The organism is Streptomyces cynarae, assembly GCF_025642135.1.
Lineage (GTDB): Bacteria > Actinomycetota > Actinomycetes > Streptomycetales > Streptomycetaceae > Streptomyces > Streptomyces cynarae.
In genome coordinates this window covers 8902259-8919275 of the sequence record NZ_CP106793.1, presented here as the reverse complement: position 1 = coordinate 8919275, position 17017 = coordinate 8902259, and the positions used below count along the sequence as shown (strand labels likewise).

14 protein-coding genes and 2 pseudogenes are annotated in these 17017 nt (G+C 69.0%); 7 read left to right on the top strand and 9 right to left on the bottom strand.

Going from position 1 to position 17017, the window contains the following annotated elements:
- The 7 genes from araA to N8I84_RS40440 form a co-directional block, all read right to left on the bottom strand.
- On the bottom strand, positions 1-1518 hold the full coding sequence (gene araA, locus N8I84_RS40470) for an L-arabinose isomerase (protein ID WP_263234493.1): 1518 nt from the start codon (positions 1516-1518) through the stop codon (positions 1-3).
- A gap of 23 nt (positions 1519-1541) precedes the next feature.
- Positions 1542-3194: a ribulokinase gene (gene araB / locus N8I84_RS40465; protein ID WP_263235043.1), complete on the bottom strand. Its 1653-nt coding sequence runs from the start codon at positions 3192-3194 to the stop codon at positions 1542-1544.
- Positions 3195-3334: 140 nt separating this feature from the next.
- On the bottom strand, positions 3335-5380 hold the full coding sequence (locus N8I84_RS40460; RefSeq protein WP_263234491.1) for an RICIN domain-containing protein: 2046 nt from the start codon (positions 5378-5380) through the stop codon (positions 3335-3337).
- Between the two features lie 102 nt (positions 5381-5482).
- Positions 5483-7003, bottom strand: coding sequence for an arabinosylfuranosidase ArfA (gene arfA / locus N8I84_RS40455; protein ID WP_263234490.1), 1521 nt, complete (start codon positions 7001-7003; stop codon positions 5483-5485).
- 59 nt (positions 7004-7062) lie between these two features.
- A complete protein-coding gene (locus tag N8I84_RS40450) occupies positions 7063-7968 on the bottom strand; it encodes a carbohydrate ABC transporter permease (RefSeq protein WP_263234488.1) in 906 nt (301 codons plus the stop codon).
- The gene (locus tag N8I84_RS40445) at positions 7965-8960 is read right to left on the bottom strand and encodes a carbohydrate ABC transporter permease (protein WP_263234487.1); all 996 of its coding nucleotides are present in this window, start codon (positions 8958-8960) and stop codon (positions 7965-7967) included. The genes N8I84_RS40450 and N8I84_RS40445 overlap by 4 nt, the downstream gene beginning before the upstream one ends.
- A 99-nt stretch (positions 8961-9059) precedes the next feature.
- Positions 9060-10421: an ABC transporter substrate-binding protein gene (locus N8I84_RS40440; protein ID WP_263234485.1), complete on the bottom strand. Its 1362-nt coding sequence runs from the start codon at positions 10419-10421 to the stop codon at positions 9060-9062.
- Positions 10422-10910: 489 nt separating this feature from the next.
- Between N8I84_RS40440 and N8I84_RS40435 the strand changes: the two genes are divergently transcribed.
- Positions 10911-11972, top strand: coding sequence for a LacI family DNA-binding transcriptional regulator (locus N8I84_RS40435; RefSeq protein WP_263234484.1), 1062 nt, complete (start codon positions 10911-10913; stop codon positions 11970-11972).
- Between the two features lie 29 nt (positions 11973-12001).
- On the opposite strand, the pseudogene N8I84_RS40430 reads toward N8I84_RS40435, so the two are convergent.
- Positions 12002-12193: pseudogene (locus tag N8I84_RS40430) on the bottom strand (IS5 family transposase); the annotation flags it as partial.
- A gap of 223 nt (positions 12194-12416) precedes the next feature.
- Between N8I84_RS40430 and N8I84_RS40425 the strand changes: the two are divergent.
- A pseudogene (locus N8I84_RS40425) lies at positions 12417-12659 on the top strand (transposase); the annotation flags it as partial.
- 37 nt (positions 12660-12696) lie between these two features.
- On the opposite strand, the gene N8I84_RS40420 reads toward N8I84_RS40425, so the two are convergent.
- Positions 12697-12843: a hypothetical protein gene (locus N8I84_RS40420; protein WP_263234483.1), complete on the bottom strand. Its 147-nt coding sequence runs from the start codon at positions 12841-12843 to the stop codon at positions 12697-12699.
- Positions 12844-12947: 104 nt separating this feature from the next.
- Between N8I84_RS40420 and N8I84_RS40415 the strand changes: the two genes are divergently transcribed.
- The 5 genes from N8I84_RS40415 to N8I84_RS40390 all read left to right on the top strand — a co-directional run bounded on the left by N8I84_RS40415 (position 12948) and on the right by N8I84_RS40390 (position 17005).
- Positions 12948-13301 carry a transposase gene (locus N8I84_RS40415; protein WP_313884359.1) on the top strand — a complete coding sequence of 118 codons (354 nt, stop codon included), beginning with the start codon at positions 12948-12950 and terminating at the stop codon, positions 13299-13301.
- 157 nt (positions 13302-13458) lie between these two features.
- Positions 13459-14295, top strand: a complete 837-nt coding sequence (locus N8I84_RS40410; protein ID WP_263234481.1) for a transposase — start codon at positions 13459-13461, stop codon at positions 14293-14295.
- Between the two features lie 249 nt (positions 14296-14544).
- Entirely contained in the window at positions 14545-14886 is a 342-nt protein-coding gene (locus N8I84_RS40405; protein ID WP_263234480.1) for a hypothetical protein, read from the top strand.
- An 806-nt stretch (positions 14887-15692) separates the two neighbouring features.
- Positions 15693-16223: a SigE family RNA polymerase sigma factor gene (locus tag N8I84_RS40395; RefSeq protein ID WP_263234478.1), complete on the top strand. Its 531-nt coding sequence runs from the start codon at positions 15693-15695 to the stop codon at positions 16221-16223.
- Positions 16220-17005: a superantigen-like protein SSL4 gene (locus N8I84_RS40390; protein WP_263234477.1), complete on the top strand. Its 786-nt coding sequence runs from the start codon at positions 16220-16222 to the stop codon at positions 17003-17005. The genes N8I84_RS40395 and N8I84_RS40390 overlap by 4 nt, the downstream gene beginning before the upstream one ends.
- The last annotated feature ends 12 nt before the right edge of the window (positions 17006-17017 follow it).

Here is a 17017-nt window from a genome sequence, read left to right as displayed (position 1 = left end):
TCACAGCGCCTGGGCGAGGCGGTGGTAGGCGGCGTTCCAGCGGATTTCCTTGGCGAGTTGTTCGGAACTGGTGTGCTCGTCGATGGTGAGCAGTTCGACGCCCGTCATGGCGGCGAAGTCGGTCAGGGTCTCCGTGTCGACGGCGGAGCTGAGCACGGTGTGGTGCGGGGCACCGGCGAGCAGCCAGCTCTCGGCCGACTCCGCCAGGGAGGGACGCGGCTTCCACACGGCCCTGGCTACCGGCAGATGGGGCAGCGGCTGGCTCGGGGCCATGACGTCGACCTCGTTCGCGGTCAGCCGGAAGCGGTCCCCGAGGTCGGAGAGGCCGACGACGACGGCGGGCCCCTCGGCGGCGTCGAAGACCAGGCGGACCGGGTCCTCGCGGCCGCCGATGGACAGCGGGTGGATCTCGCAGCGGGGGCGGTCTGCGGCCACCGACGGGCAGACCTCCAGCATGTGGGCGCCGAGGACGCGCGGGGTGCCGGGGCCGAGGTGGTAGGTGTAGTCCTCCATGAAGGTGGTGCCGCCGGGACGTCGGGCGCCCATGACCTTCATCGTGCGCAGCAGGGCGGAGGTCTTCCAGTCGCCCTCGCCGCCGAAGCCGAACCCGTCGGCCATCAGGCGCTGGACGGCGATGCCGGGGAGCTGGCGCAGTCCGCCGAGGTCCTCGAAGTTGGTGGTGAAGGCGGTGAAGCCGCCTTCGGTGAGGAAGGTGCGCAGGCCCAGTTCCTGGCGGGCGGCGTACAGCAGTGAGTCGTGGCGGATGCCGCCGGGGCGCAGGGCGGGGACCACGTCGTACGACTCGACGTACTCGGCGGCGAGTTCGGCGGCCGCCTTGTCCTCGACGTCGTCGACCACGGCCACCAGGTCGTTGACGCTGTAGGTGTTCACCGAGAAGCCGAACCGCAGCTGCGCCTCGACCTTGTCGCCCTCGGTGACGGCGACGTCGCGCATGTTGTCGCCGAAGCGGGCCAAGCGCAGGGTGCGTGCCGTGTGGCGGCCGGCGGCGGCCCGTGCCCAGGCGGCGACACGCCCCACGACCCGCGGGTCCGTGGTGTGGCCGGCGACGATCTTGCGGTTGACGCCGACGCGGGCCTCGATGTGCGCGAACTCGCGGTCGCCGTGGGCGGCCTGGTTGAGGTTCATGAAGTCCATGTCGATGCTCGACCAGGGCAGCGACAGGTTGTACTGGGTGTGCAGGTGCAGTACAGGCCGGTCCAGCGCGCTCAGTCCGGCGATCCACATCTTCGCCGGGGAGAAGGTGTGCATCCAGACGATCACGCCGACGCAGGTGTCGGAGGCGGTGGCCTCCAGGCACAGGCGGCGGATCGACTCGGCGTCGGTGAGGACCGGCTTGAACACGATCCGCAAGGGGATCTCGCTCGCCGCGTCGAGGCGCTCGGCGATCTTCCGGGACTGGTAGGCGACCTGGGCCAGGGTCTCCTCGCCGTACAGGCCCTGGCTGCCGGTGAGGAACCAGATCTCGTGGCTGTCGTAGGGCTGCGGTTGTGTCGTCATGGCGGTTCCTTTCACAAAGTGGCTCAGACGGAGGCTTCGGTGCGGATGCGGCGCAGGCGGTGCATGACGTCGTTGGTGCCGCGGCCGAAGTAGTCGTGCAGCACCCGGTACTCCGCGTACAGGCGCTCGTAAGCCGCCGCACGTTCGGGGTCGGGTACGTAGGTCCGGCGCTGGACCTTGCCCATGGCGTGGGCGGCTGCGCGGATGTCGGGGTACGCTCCGGCGGCGACGGCGGCGTGCATGGCGGCGCCGAGGGCCGGGCCCTGGGTGGAGCCGATGACGCTCAGCGGGCGGCGGGTGACGTCCGCGTAGATCTGCATCAGCAGTGCGTTCTTCGTCAGGCCACCCGCGATGATCAGTTCCTTCACCGGTACGGCGGCGGCCTCGAAGGCGTCGATGATGGTGCGGGTGCCGAAGGCGGTGGCCTCCAGCAGGGCGCGGTAGACGTCCTCGGGGCGGGTGGACAGGGTCTGGCCGATGAGCAGGCCGCTGAGGTCGTGGTCGACCAGCACCGAGCGGTTGCCGCTGTGCCAGTCCAGGGCCAGGAGTCCGTGCTCACCGACCTTCTGTTCGGCGGCGAGGGCGGTCAAGTACTCGTGCGGGCTCTGGCCCGCGGCCGTGGCCTTCTCGGCGTACTCGGCGGGGAAGCCGGTGCGTACGCACCAGGCGAAGATGTCGCCGACACCGCTCTGGCCGGCTTCGTAACCCCACAGTCCCGGCAGGATTCCGCCGTCCACGACACCGCACATGCCCGGCACTGAGGCCTGCTGATCGGAGCTCATCACGTGGCAGGTGGAGGTCCCCATGATGGCGACCATCTGTCCCGGTTCGACAGCCTTCGCCGCCGGGGCCGTGACATGGGCGTCGACGTTTCCGACGCAGACCGCGATGCCCTCCGGCAGCCCCGTCCAGGCCGCGGCCTCAGCCGTCAACCGCCCTGCAGCGGCGCCCAGCTGTCCGATCGGCTGGTCCAGCTTGTCGGTGACGAAGCCGGCGAAGTCCGGGTGCAGGGCCGCCAGGTACTCGGGCGACGGGTAGGCCCCGTCCTGGTACTGCCCCTTGTAGCCGGCGGTGCAGGCGTTGCGGACGTAGGTGCCGCACAGCCGCCACACGATCCAGTCGGCTGCCTCCAGCCACCGCTCGGTGCGGTGGTAGATCTCCGGGTCCTCCTCCAGGACCTGCAGGGCCTTGGCGAACTCCCACTCCGAGGAGATCTTCCCGCCGTACCGCTGCAGCCACGGCTCCTTGCGTTCGGCGGCCAGCGCGTTGATCCGGTCGGCCTGGCCCTGGGCGGCGTGGTGGCGCCACAGCTTGACGTAGGCGTGCGGGCGGGCGGTGTATTCGGCGAGTTCGCACAGGGGGGTGCCGTCGGCGAGGACCGGCAGGACCGTGCAGGCGGTGAAGTCGGTTCCGATGCCGATGACCTGGTCCGGGCGTACCCCGGCGCGGGCCAGGGCCTCGGGTATGGCGTTGCGCAGGACGGCGACGTAGTCCGAGGGGACCTGGAGGGCCCAGTCGGGGGGCAGCCGGGTGCCGTCGGGCAGGGTGCGGTCCAGGACGGCGTGGGTGTAGGCGTGCTCCGCCGACGCGAGCTCCGCGCCGTCCCGGACACGGACGACGACGGCACGGCCGGACAGGGTGCCGAAGTCGACGCCGACAACACAGGGTTCTTCCATCACGGCGGCCCTTCTTCTTTCATGTACGGATTGTTCGGTACTTCGATCGATGTTCGAGTGGACGGCAAGGGGTTTGTGTACGCCTTTGAGAGGGAGCGGGGCCCGGCCGGCAACCGGGCCCCGGTGGCTGAAGGAATCGGTCAGTTGACCCGGGCGATCTGCCAGAGCTCGTCGTCGGCTCCGTTGTCCGCCGACTGGACGATCAGCGCGCCGTTGGCGGTGGAGGCCGAGGCGACGTCCGCCACCAGGCCGCTGCCGACGTTGACGAGCTTGAAGTAGCCGTTGCCGGCGTCCGTGAGCGTCCACTTCTGGCCGTTCGCGGTGGACGACGAGTTCTGGACGACGGCCGCGCCGGCCGAGGCCGAGCCGTTGTTGTCGAGGAACAGACCGCTGTTGACGTTCTTCACGGTCCAGGCCCCGCCGCTCTGCGCCGTGAAGGTCCACAGCTGGCAGTTGTTGGCGGTGTTCACCCACTGGCCGGCCTGCTTGCCCACCGTGGTGGAGGCGCCGGGCATCTCAAGGAACTTGCCGCTGTTCTTGTTGATCAGGCGGTACTGGCCGGTGGCCAGGTTCGGCAGCGCGGTCTGGGCGAGGTTCCAGCGCTGGCAGGCGCAGCCGGTGTTGTCCCACTGCCCGGCGGCGGTGCCGACGGTGGTGGACGCGCTGGGGATCTCCAGGTACTTGCCGCTGTTGCGGTTGACGGCCGTGAAGCCGCCCGCCGGGTTCGGGGCGACGGCCCACTCGTGGTCGAGGGTGCCGTTGTCGTCCCACTGCAGGACCTTGGCGCCGTTGGCGGTGGAGGCGTTCTGCACGCCCAGGAGCTTGCCGCTGGCCACGTTGAAGATCTTGAAGTAGCCCGACGGCTGCTGGACGAACTTCCACTGCTGGTCGGTGGCGTTGTCGGCGTTCTGCTGGGTGGCGAAGGTGCCGTTGGTGGTGGTGCCGCCGACGATGGTCAGCATCAGGTGGCTGTTGGCGTTGGACATGGTGTAGGTCGCACCGTCGGAGATGCCGCCGCCCAGGTCGATCGTGCCGTAGGTGACCGGGTTCTCAACGGTGCTGCTGACCACGCCCGCGCTGAAGATTTCCAGGCTGTGGCCGTCGGCGAGGGGTACCATGCCGCGGCTGTAGCCGCGGGGGACGGTGGAGGCGATGCGCGTCCAGGCGCCCGCCGCGCCGTTCTGCGTGTTCAGGAAGAGGTCGGTGGTGCTCTGGGCGCTGACCGCCAGGGTGCCGTTGGGACCGCCGGTGGGAAGCCAGGTGATGTACGGGGCGCTGGTGGGCACGTACCCGTCGGTGGACCTCAGGACGGTGCCGGTGACGGAGCCGAACGCCTCGGGGTCGGAGGAGATCTTGTAGTAGACCGCGAAGTTGGCTTCGGGTGCGCCCCCGTACTCGTACGTCATCACATAGTTGCCGTTGGGCAGTTGCGCGACGATCGGCATGCCGGGGCGGTCGGTGTAGGTCGGCATGGCCACGTCGTCCACGGTGGAGGACCAGGTGATGCCGTCGGTGGTGGTCTGGTGGACGATCTTCTGGGCGTGGTTGGGGTCACGCTGGTCGGAGTAGTACACGATCAGCTTGGAGCCGGACACCATCAGGAACGGCTCCCACACGGGGGTCTGGCCGTTGGTGACGTCGGCCTTGCCGCCGGTGGCGATGGTGCTGACGAACGACCAGGTGCTGCCGTGGTCCGTGCTGGCGTACAGGTCCAGCTCGGTCGAGGACAGGTCGTTCGGGATGGAGTTGCCCGCGGCGAGGATCGTGCCGGCCGGGAAGCCGCCGACGGCGGTCGGCAGCTCGTACAGGAACGGCTGGTAGCGCATGCCGTAGCCGTTGTGGGTGTCGCTGATGCTGGAGATCTGCGTCCAGCTGTTGCCGTTGTCGGTGCTTCGGTAGATCGGGAAGACGGGGGTGCCCGAGCTGTACTGCTCGAACGTGGCCAGCAGGGTGCCGTTGGACGCACCGCTGTACTGCAGGCGCACGGCGCGCGGGTAGAGCGCGCCGGGCGACGGGGCGCTCGACGGTGAGGTGTACATCGTCTGGGTCGCGCGCGAGACGGCGTGCGCCTGGCCGGAGGCGGGCAGGACGAGGGCGACGGCGGCTGCGAGCAGGGCCAGCAGCAGGGTGATCGCCTGGGGTCGGGGTACGGCGCGGAGTCTGGCGCCTTCCCTGGTGGTGGACATGGGCGGCTCCCAAGGGATGTCCGGGAAGAGGGGGTGGTGCGGGGCCCGCCGCTCCGCAGGGGGAAAAGGGGGTTGGGAGCGGCGGGTGTCGGAGGGGGTGCGTCAGCCGGCGTGGCGCAGCCGGATGACGTTCCAGGAGACGGGCGGCAGGCTCACGGTGAGCCGTCCGTCGGTGACGAAACCGGTGCCGGCCTCGCGCGGGCGGACCCGGCCGGGGTTGTCCTGGGTGTTGGTGGCGCGGACGTCGGTGTCGTTGAGCACCGAGTGTTCCACCGGCGTGTAACCGGGGAACGCCCGCAGGTCGATGGCGAGTTCGACGTCCTCGCTCTGGTGCCGGTTGACGGCGAAGACGGTGAGCTCGTCGGCCCCGTCCGCGCCGGCCAGGTGCGTGGCGACGGCGTCGACGACCGAGACCTCGCCGAACCGCTTCGTGTCGTACACGGGGGCGACCGGCTCCACCCGCAGAACCGTGCCGCGGGCGTGCCGGGCGGCCTGCGCGAAGGGGTGGAAGGTGGTCTGCCGCCAGCTGGGGCCGCCGGGCTCGCTGCGGATGGGCGCGATGACGTTGACGAGCTGGGCGAGGCAGGCCGCGGTGACGCGGTCGCTGTGCCGCAGCAGGCTGATCAGCAGGCCGCCGACCACGACGGCGTCGGCCACGTTGTACTCGTCCTCGATGACCCGGGGGGCCACGGCCCAGTCGGTGGGCTTGTCCTGGGCTTCGAATCGGGTGTTGTACCAGACGTTCCACTCGTCGAAGGAGAGGTTGATCCGCTTCTTCTGGCGCAGCTTGGCCCGGACGTGGTCGGCGGTGGAGACCACGGACTCCACGAAGTGGTCCATGTCGACGCCGGAGGCCAGGAAGCTGCCGAGGTCGCCGTCGAGCTCCTCGTAGTAGGCGTGGCAGGAGATGTAGTCGACCTGCTCGTACGCCTCCTCCAGCACGGTGGCCTCCCAGGCGCCGAAGGTCGGCATCGAGGAGCTGGAGCTGCCGCAGGCGATCAGTTCCAGCGTGGGGTCGACCATGCGCATGGCCCGGCCGGTCTCGGCGGCGATACGGCCGTACTCGGCGGCGGTCTTGTGGCCGGTCTGCCAGGGGCCGTCCATCTCGTTGCCCAGGCACCACATGCGGATGCCGAAGGGGTCGGGGGCGCCGTTCTTGATCCGCTGGTCGGACCAGGCGGTGCCGCCCGGGTGGTTGCAGTACTCGAGCAGGTCCAGGGCCTCGGCGACGCCACGGGTGCCGAGGTTGACGGCCATCATCGGCTCGACGCCGGCTTTCTGCGCCCAGCGGTGGAACTCGTGCAGGCCAAAGGCGTTGGTCTCGGTGCTGTGCCAGGCGAGGTCCAGACGGGTGGGTCGGTCGGCGACCGGGCCGACGCTGTCCTCCCAGCGGAAGCCGGAGACGAAGTTGCCGCCGGGATAGCGGACGGTGGTCACGCCCAGCTCGCGCACCAGGTCCAGGACGTCGCGGCGCAGGCCGTCCTCGTCGGCCTGCGGGTGGCCGGGTTCGTAGATGCCGGTGTAGACGCAGCGGCCCATGTGCTCGACGAACGAGCCGAAGGTACGGGGACTCACGTCGGCGACGCGGAAGGCGGGGTCGACGGTCAGGGAGGCGTGCAGCATGGAAGGTCGCTCCGGGAGGTGGTCGAGAAGAGGGGGCAGGGGCTACGTGAGGCTTCCGGCTACTTGAGGCTTCCGACGGTCAGACCGCCACGCCAGTACCGCTGCAGGAGGAGGAAGGCGACGATCAGCGGGAGGATCGCCACCAGAGAACCCGCGATGACGAGGGTGAACAGCGCGTTGGCGCCGGACTGGATCAGCGCTCCCTGGTACCAGGACTGAAGGCCCACGGTGAGCGGGAACAGCTTGTCGTTGTTGAGCATCACCAGCGGCAGGAAGAAGTTGTTCCAGGTGCCGACCATGGAGAACAGCAGCACGGTCACCAGCGCGGGCTTCAGTGTCGGCAGCGCCACATTGAACAGCACCCGCATCTCGCCGGCGCCGTCCACGCGGGCGGCCTCCAGCAGTTCGTCCGGCAGGGACTCCTGCACGTACACCCGCACCAGGTAGACGCCGAACGGGTTGAGCAGCGAGGGCAGGATGACCGCCCACATCGTGTTGGTCAGCGCCACCTTGCTCAGCAGCAGGTAGGTGGGGATGGCCAGCGCGGTCGCCGGGACCATGATGGCGCCGAGGAGGCTGGAGAAGAGCAGGTTTCGGCCGGGGAAGCGGTACTTGGCGAAGGCGTACCCGGCAAGGGTCGCAACGGCGGTGGCACCGACCCCGCTGACGCCCGCGTAGATCACGGTGTTGCCCATCCAGCGCAGGTACTCGCCGTCGTCGTACGTGAACAGCTGCTGGACGTTGTCGAAGAACGACCCCGGCGAGTGGAACCACAGTGCCGCGGTGGAGAACAGGGCGTCGTTGTTCTTCGTGGCCGCGACGACAAGCCACCAGAACGGCATCAGGAAGTAAAGGATCATCGCCACCATCACAGCGTTGACGGTGACGCGCCCCCTGGCGGAGGACTTGACGCGGGGCGCCCGGGCGGCGGCAACGGTGGGAACGGGGGCAGCGGCGGTCGTCACTTCAGTCCGCTCCTTTTACGCGTGGCGAACAGGAAGAGGTAGGAGCCGATGAAGACCACCGCTCCGAGCGAGAAGGAAATGGCAGCGGAGTAGTTGAACTCCGAGTACTGGAAGGCGAGGTTGTAGGCGTACAAGTTCGGTGTGTAGTCCGGGCTGATCACCGAGGACGCCGTCGGCTCCAGGACCCGTGGCTCGGTGAAGAACTGGAGCGTGCCGATGATGGTGAACATCAAGGTGAGCACCAGCGCCGAAGAGACCATCGGGATCTTGATGCGCAGGGCCGTCTGGATCTGGCCGGCCCCGTCCAGCTTGGCCGCCTCGTAGACCTCGCGGGGCAGACCTTGCAGGGCCGCGTACAGGACGATCATGTTGTAGCCGGTCCACTGCCAGGTCACGATGTTGCCGAGCGAGGTCAGCATCAGGCTGTGACCCAGCAGGTCGAACTTCCCCAGACCGAGCGCGTTGCTCAAGGAGTTCACCGGGCCGAAGGTGGGGCTGTAGAGGAAGCCCCACATCAGCGCGCCGATCACCGCGGGCACGGCGTACGGCATGAACAGCGTCATGCGGAACACCTTGGCGAGGCGGCTGGTGACCTCGTCGATGATCAGCGCGCCGAGCAGAGCCAGCCCCAGCATCAGCGGGATCTGCACCACGCCGAAGACCAGCACGCGGCGCACACCGGACAGGAAGTGCGGGTCGGTGAAGGTCTGCTTGTAGTTGGCGAACCAGCTGAAGTGGTCACCGCCCACAAGGGTGGAGGTCCTCAGGCTCAGCCAGAAGGCGTACGCCAGCGGTGCCACCAGGAAGCCGGCGAAGAGCAGGCCGAACGGGGTGACCAGCAACAGGCCCATGGCCTTGTGCCGGGTGCGACCGGACAGCTGTCCGCTGCGCCGACCCGCCTTCCGGCCGGCGGCGTGGGCGGGGCCCTCGCTGGTGACGGGTTGGTTCAGGGGTACGGCCGCCGGGGGTCCCTGCTGTCGGAGCAGGCTCATCACATCTCCTTGCGCGTCTGGCGGGCCCCCGCGGGCGGCGGGCGTACGGCGCTCGCGCGCCGCCTGCGGGGGCAGTGGGGAATCGGGGACTGGGGCCGGTTACCGGCTGACCTTGAATCCCTGCTTGGTCGCGTAGGAGGCCACCTGCTGCTGGACGTTGTCGTTCACGGCGGACCAGTCGGTCTGGCCCTGGAGGGCCTTGCCGACCTCACTGGTGTCGGTGTTGTAGGCGAAGTCCTGGAACGGGCTCCAGTCGAAGCTGCCGATGCCGTTCGCCGCGGTCACGAACACCTTGTTGATCTGCTGGCCACCGAAGAAGTCGTACTTCTTGTCCCCGAAGTACGAGCCGTTGAGGATCGGCTTGGACAGCGGGAAGAGGTAGGCCTGGTCGATGCCGATCTTCCAGGCGGCCTGCGATGTGCCGAAGAGCTCCCGGGCGACCTCGGTGGCCTCCTTCGGGTGCTTTGTCTGCGAGGTCACGGAGAAGCTCGAACCGCCCCAGTCACCCTGGGCGGTGCCGCCCGCCGTCCACTGCGGCAACGGGGCCACGCGCCACTTGCCCGCGGTCGCCTTCGCGACGCTGGAGAGGTAACCCGGACCCCAGCCGGCCGCGATGTAGGTGGCGTACTTGCCGCTGCTGAGGCCGTTGTAGAAGTCCGTGGTCGCATACGACTGGGTGTCGACCAGCTTGTTCTTGACCAGGTCGCCCCAGTACTCGTACACCTTCTTGGCATTGTCGTCGTTGAGCTTCACGCCGATGTCCGGCAGCTTGCTCGCCGAGTAGGTGTAGGGGCGGGAGCCGGCCTGCCACATCAGGCCCTGGCGCCAGCCGCCGGCCGTCTCGTCGCTGCCGAAGTCGGTCATGTACGCCTTCGGGTCGGCGGCGTGCAGCTTGGCCGCCTCCTCCTTGTACTCCGCCCAGGTCGTGGGGACCTTCAGCTTGTACTTCTTGAACAGGTCGGCCCGGTACATCATGGCCATCGGGCCGCCGTCGACGGGGATGGCGTAGACGTGGTCACCGTCGGAGACCTGCTTCCAGGCCCAGTCCACGTAGTTGCCCTTGTCGGCGTCCGCGCCGTACTTGCCCATGTCGAGCAGACCCTTGGTGAGCTGGATGGTCGGCAGCTCCTGGAACTCCAGCATGACGACGTCCGGGGCGCCCTGACCGGCCTTCAGCGCCGTCTTCAGCTTGGTGTACTCGTCCTGGCCGACGCCTGCCTGCACCCAGTCGACCTGGACGTCCTTGTGGGTCTTGTTGAACTGGTCCACGACCTGCTTGAAGTCCGGGTACCAGGCCCACACCTTGATGTGCACCGGGCCGCTGCTCGCGGCACCGCTCCCGCTGCCGCCGCCGCTTCCGCCGCCGCAGGCCGCGAGGAGCATGCCGGCGAGGGCGGCGGAGGTCGCCGCGACGGCGGTCCGGCGGACGGAACGGAGCCTGGGCTTTCTGCTGGAGGACATGACAATCTCCCGGGTGAGGGTGCCTAAAGGGGCAGGAGGACGGAGGTAAGGGGAGGAGATAGAGAGGTGCGCACAGGGGGCGCCGGGCACACGGAGATACGGCGTCGGAGGCCCGAGGCATGCGGGTACGCCGGCCCGGGGTGAGCTGCCCGCCGGCGGATCCTGGCGGGCGGACGTCAGTGGACGCGGGAGGGTGGGGCGTACGTGACGTCGGTGAGAAGAAGGGGCAGTTGCGGGATCAGCGCGCGGGCGCGCTCAGAGAAGAACGAGTAATGAGTGATGCACCATCAGGACGGAAGCGGCTCCCGGCCCGCGAGAAGTTGCTGTTCCCTCTGCGGCTCCTACTGATTGGCCCCGTGAGTGTTGCCGGGGCTCTCTGCTACGCTCTGCAGCGCTGCAAAAGTGTTAACCGAGAACTTGCCGCGCTGCAAGAGGTAACCCCGAGGAAACTTTCAGCGCTGAAACCGACATCCGGGATGAAGGTGGCATATGGCTAAGGGCGTGACACTCCGCGACGTCGCGTTGCTCGCCGGCGTCTCCAGCCGGACCGTGTCCAACGTGGTCAACGGCTACGCACCGGTCTCCGAGGCCACGCGCGCCCGCGTGCAGCAGGCCGTGGACGAACTCGGCTACCGGCCGAACGTGCTGGCCCGCAACCTCGCCGCCGGGCGCTCGGGCCAGATCGCGGTGGTCGTGCCGTACCTGGACACGCCGTACTTCGCCGAACTGCTGCAGGGCATCATCCGCGCGGCCCGGGTACAGGGTTACAACGTCCTGATCGACCAGACCGACGGCGACGCCGAACACGAGAAGATGTTCCTCAGCCGCGGCTCCCAGCAACTGCTGTTCGACGGGGTCATCTTCAGCCCGCTCGGCCTCGCCCAGTCCGACCTGGCCGCCCGCGATCCGGCCCTTCCGCTGGTGGTGCTCGGCGAGCGGGTCAGCGACGGCAGCTTCGACCACATCGGCATCGACGACGTCACCGCCTCCCGCGAAGCCACCGAGCACCTGCTCGGCCTCGGCCGGCGGCGTGTCGCGGCGATCGGCGACCAGCCCTACCGCACCGGTGAGGCGGCCCAGCTGCGCACCCGCGGCTTCCGGCTGGCACACGAGCGCGCCGGGATCCCGGTACGGGAGGAGCTGATCATCTCCACCCCGCGCTTCAACCGCTCCGACGGCGCCACGGCGATGGCACACCTGCTCGACCTCGAGGAGCCGCCGGACGCGGTGTTCTGCTACAGCGACCTGGTGGCGCTGGGCGCGATGCACACGCTGGCCGCACGCGGGCTGCGCGTCCCGGAGGACGTGGCGATCGTCGGCTACGACGACATCGAGGACGGCCGCTACTCCAACCCGTCGGTCACCACGGTCTCCCCGGACAAGAGGATGATCGCGGAGACGGCGGTGGAGCGGCTGCTGAAGCGGATCGGCAGCCCCGCCCCCGTCCCCGGAAGGGAGATCCGGGCCCCGCACCAGCTGATCACACGGGCGAGCACCATCGGACAGGAACGGCAACCGGACCGTGAACACCAAAATGTGCACCACGGGTGACCGATCAAATGTCGTCTTCTCCCGGTGTTTCATCCCGGGAGCCGTAGTCGATGCCGCTTTGCGCCATCACGCCAGGAGGTCGTGGTCTCGCCGGCGAGGCTGCGGGTCATGAGGTCGGTCACGGCGAAGTGGATCATGGCTTCGGAGCGGGCAGGGAGGGTTTCGTAGTCGCGGGCGAGGCCGCGGTGGAACATCAGCCGGCCGTAAGTCCGCTCCAGTGCCCTCTCGCCTTCCAGCCTACGTCGGCGAACTACGTACCCCAGCCGGCGCACACGGGACGGCGGCATTCCCGCTCGGCAGTCCAGCAGAAGGCGATGACGCCGAACCCGACGGGCGCATCGGGCGGCGGCTTGAGCAACTGCCCAGGCTTGCAACGGCTAACACAATGAGGTGGCGGAGCCGTGGTGTCCGTGTCTTGACGGCGAGTTGAGCGTTGTCGGATGCGTGGGGGCATCACCGTGGATCGTGTCGGATGAACTGTGGGAGCGGATCGAGCCGCTGCTGCCGAGGCGGGAGCGCAGGTTCCGGTATCCGGGCCGTAAGCCGTTGCCGGACCGGCAGGTGCTGTGCGGGATCCTGTACGTGCTGCACACGGACATCCAGTTGGAGTACCTACCGAAGGAGCTGGGGTTCGGTTCGGGGATGACGTGCTGGCGGCGGCTACGCGACTGGATGACCGGAGCGGTCTGCGGGCCGACTGCCACCTGACGAGCGGCCTCCTCCCCTATGCGGTGCCTGGCCGGCGGCTCGCCGTCTTCTTCTTCGCGGTCGTCTTCTGCTTCGGCTTCACCAGCTCGTGCACCTCGGCCTGGCCCGGCCTCCTCGCCGCAGGAGGCCTTCCCTTCGACACCGACTCCTGCAACGCGGTCATCAAATCGAGCACCGCAGCCGGCCGCTCTGGCTCAGAGCCCTGTGGTACGCGCTACCGCGACCCTGGGAGTAGCCACCGCTGCCGGGCAAGGCCTCCCTGTGTGACTGAGCGCCTCAGTTGGCCAACCCCAGCCGCGGATCCCGCGGGTCGTCGGCGTCGACGAGTACGCGATACGCAAGGGACGCGTCTACGGGACCGTGCTGGTCGACGTCGAGACCCGCAGACCGGTGGACCTACTCCCGGATCGGAAGTCGGGCATTCTCGCGGCCTGGCTGGCCGAACACCGGGGGATCGAGGTCGTCTGTCGCGACCGGGCCCCGTTCTTCGCTGAGGGCGCCAGCATCGGGGCGCCCACCGCCGTCCAGGTCGCCGACCGGTTCCATCTGTGGCGCAACCTTGGCGAAGCAGCCGAGCGATGCGTCTCTCGCCACCGCCCGTCTGCGCGCGACCTTCGCTGATCCGGCCCCTCAAGCTGAGACGTCGGCACCGCCCGACAGCGGGTCGCTATGGCCCACCGGGCACCGATTCGCCAACCGCACACACGCGAAGCACGCCACTGTCCACGCGCTGCTGGCCGCCGGCCACAGCCGACGCGCGATCCAACGCCAACTCGGCATGACCTACCGCACCGTCCAACGCCTGGCGGACGCCGCGGCCCCAGAAGACCTGTTCCATGGGCAGTGGCAGGGCCGCAGGACCAAGCTCGACGACTTCAAGCCGTACCTGCGCGAGCGGTGGGCTGAGGGCTGCACGAACGCCTGGACACTCTGGGAGGAGATCAAGACGCACGGCTACCGCGGCGGCTACGGAGCCGTGCGCGCCTACCTACGTCCGTTCCGCACAACCCCGACCGCACCGGCGACCCGCCCACCCTCGCCCCGGACCGTCCCCAGGTGGATCCTGACCCACCCCGACACTCTGCCGGAGAGCGAGCGACTCAAGATGAAGTCCGTCCTCGCGCACTGCCCTGAACTGGCAGCCCTCACCGCCCACGTCCGCGCATTCGGGAAGATGCTCACCCAGCTCGAAGGCGACCGGCTTCCACAGTGGATCAAAGCGGTCCGCGCCGACGACCTGCCCAGCCTCCACGCCTTCGCCAACGGCCTCGAACGAGACCTCGCCGCCGTCACCGCTGGCCTGACCCTGCCCTGGAGCTCCGGCGTCGTCGAAGGCCACGTCAACCGCATCAAAATGCTGAAACGCCAGATGTACGGACCGGCTTTGCGCTCCTCAGGAAGCGAACCCTCCTCGTATCCTGACCCTGACCCCGTCGGCAGCTACTCCGCGAGTCCGAAGTCGTCCGGGAACGCTTCCAGGAAGGCACGGCGTCCTGGATTAGTCTCGGCTACGGCCATTGCCTCGATCATCTGTTGGAACTCTGCACGCTGGGAGTCCGACATGCGACCCACCACCGCGGCGACACCCTCCAGCGCCTTCACCGCATCGTCCTGATCCATGTGCTCGTCGTCCGCGCTCTCGATGAACCAGGTGAGGTCCACGAGCACCTCCGCCAGGGCGCGAGTCAGCGATGGGTACTGGGACATGAATGATCTCCCCGAAGGTGATGGCTACAGAACTCCCCGCGCGCCCAATCACATGCGGCCGACAACACTCAGTGTCACCGCTCCACAGAAGTTGGACCAGAACCGAAACTCATCGACAAACGCTGTCGCTGGAAGTGAACGAAGCCAACCGGAGGTCTTGCAAGCCCTGGCAGAGGGGCAGCGCGAGCGCCTGGAGCAGCTCGGCATCATGCCGCTGGCCCCGGAGCCGGAGAAGCCCGCGAAGCCGTCCAGGACGCCCGCAGGGGCCTTCGAGCTCCCTGTCCTACGTGTCCCGCCGGGTGTCCGCCGCTGCCTGGCGATACCGGGCACAGGTCACGTGCACGCCCCCGCCGGCACCGGCGCCGACCGGATCAACCCAGCCGTCGGCACAGTCGAACCGCTCGACGAACACACCTGCGTCCTGCACACCGGCGCGGACACGATCGAGACCCTCAGCGTCTACCTCGGACCGCTAGGACTTGTCCGGCCGATCATATGACCGCTCCATGTCCGGGTCGTTGCTTTGGGTATACGGCGGGGTGATCTGACGGATGCCGAGTGGGAACGACTGCGGCCGTTCCTGCCGGTCAGCAACGGGCGTTGTGGCCGGTGGCGAGATCACCGACAGGTGCAGCTGACTGCGCTCGCGGTGGTTGGTGCACCCCTAGGTGGCCGCTCGGGATGGAAAGGTTGCCGCCGTATCCGATGTTCTTCAGATCCCTTTCGAGCCGTGCACCGGTCGCCGAGAAATCAGCATCGGGACGGCAACCTTCTCGTCTCCTGCGGCAACTGGGAGCCGGAAGAGACGAGACGAACCACCGGATGGACGGGCATGAGGGCAACGAAGCACGCCGCGCCGCAAGCGTGGCGGATGCGCGGACTGGGCACGGGCCTTTCCTTGAGGCTGCTGGTCGTCGGTGTGCCGGCGTGCCCGGCCTGACCGTCCTCACCGGGACCGGAACCGGTGCCGGAAGGGGGGCCGACGCGTCCGCCGCAGCCGCGCGGGGGCCGCACCCGTCCGATGCCGGGCGGCGGGCGGCGGGCGGCGGGCGGCGGGCGGCGGCGCGAGTGTGACGGTGCAGCCGACGGCCTCGGTCAGTCCGACGATCCCGGCCCCGGCCAGTCGTCGCGCAGCCGACCGGTGTCCAGTTCGCCCGGAATTGACCAGCCTGCCGGTCAGCCTTCACCGGCCCGCAACCGAGCACGACCGCCGTTCGGATCCCAGGTCGGACATTGTTAGAATGCGCCGGGTTGTTAAACGTGCAACCAACGCGCACATCATTGCCAGGAGAGGGCGACCGGGGGATGGTCCTCGAGGACGCGTCCGCGGAGTTCCACGAATTCTTCGAACGCCACTATGCCGAACTCGCCCGTCTAGCACACCTGCTGACCGGGGAGACCGACGCGGCGGACGACCTCGCGGCGGACGCTCTGGTCGCCCTGTGGCAGCGCTGGGACCGGTTGCGGCAGGCCGACCACCCGCTCGCCTACGCCCGCGGTGTGGTGGCCAACCTGGCGCGGGGACGGATCCGCAGCGCGGTGCGCGAGCGACGCCGGATCACGCTGTTCTGGTCCCGCGGCCCCGAGAAGGTGGAGGGGCCGGACACGGCGGCCGTGCTGGACGTCCGCGCGGCGCTCGCCCGGCTGCCGTTCCGCAAGCGCGCCTGCGTGGTGCTGCGGCACGCCTTCGACTTGTCGGAGAAGGACACGGCGGTGGCGCTGGGCATCTCGGTCGGCACGGTGAAGAGCCAGACCTCGAAGGGAATGGCCGAACTGGAAAGGATACTGGGCGCACGAGCGGTCGGGGACCTGGTGGCAGGGAGGAGGAACCGGTGAACGAGGAGATCGCCCGTCGGCTGCGCGAGGCCGCCGAGGCCCACCGGCCCGACCGTGCCAGGATGCTGGCCCGGGTGCAACGCGGCATGGCCGGCCCCGCCGTCCGTCACCGCGTGCGGCCGTTCGCGAGGTCCGGGACCAGGGTTGCGCTCGCCGGGCTCGCCGCCACCGGCATCCTGGCGACCGGCGGCCTCGCCGTCGCCGCCATCGTTGCGCACACCTCGCCGTCGGCCACCGTGACCACGCCTGCCCCCCCGTCCCCGACGGTCAGCTCCCCGCACCCGACATCGGCCCGCCCCACCCCTGTCAGGCCGGCCCCGGTCACCACCCCGGGCAGCTCGCGCCCGACTCCGCCGGCCACCAGTCCATCGTCGACCGCCGGCAAGAGTCAGAACGGGGCGCTGTGGTCGGCCGGCTCGGTGGACCCGCGCAGCACCGTCTACTGGACGCAGAGCAACCTCGTCCTCAAGACGACCCAGCCGCTCACCTCGCTCACGGTCGAGATCCGGATTGTGCAGACCGGCGGGGTGATGAACACCGGCACCTGGCAGACCCTGCCGAGTGGTGACTTCACCGTCACCGCTCAGGAGGCCGGCGGCACGCTGGTCTACCGCTGGGTCCTCAAGCCGGGCCTGACCGTGCCGGCCGGAAGCTATGAGTTCGCCGCCCAGTTCAACAACGGCACCGGCGTGCGCAGTGGCGCGGGCGACGGCTACCGCGTCGACGCGCAGGGGTCGGGCCACTCCGCGTCGGTCCGGGGAGGGTTCGCCCCGATCCGGTGAGCGCCGCTGTGC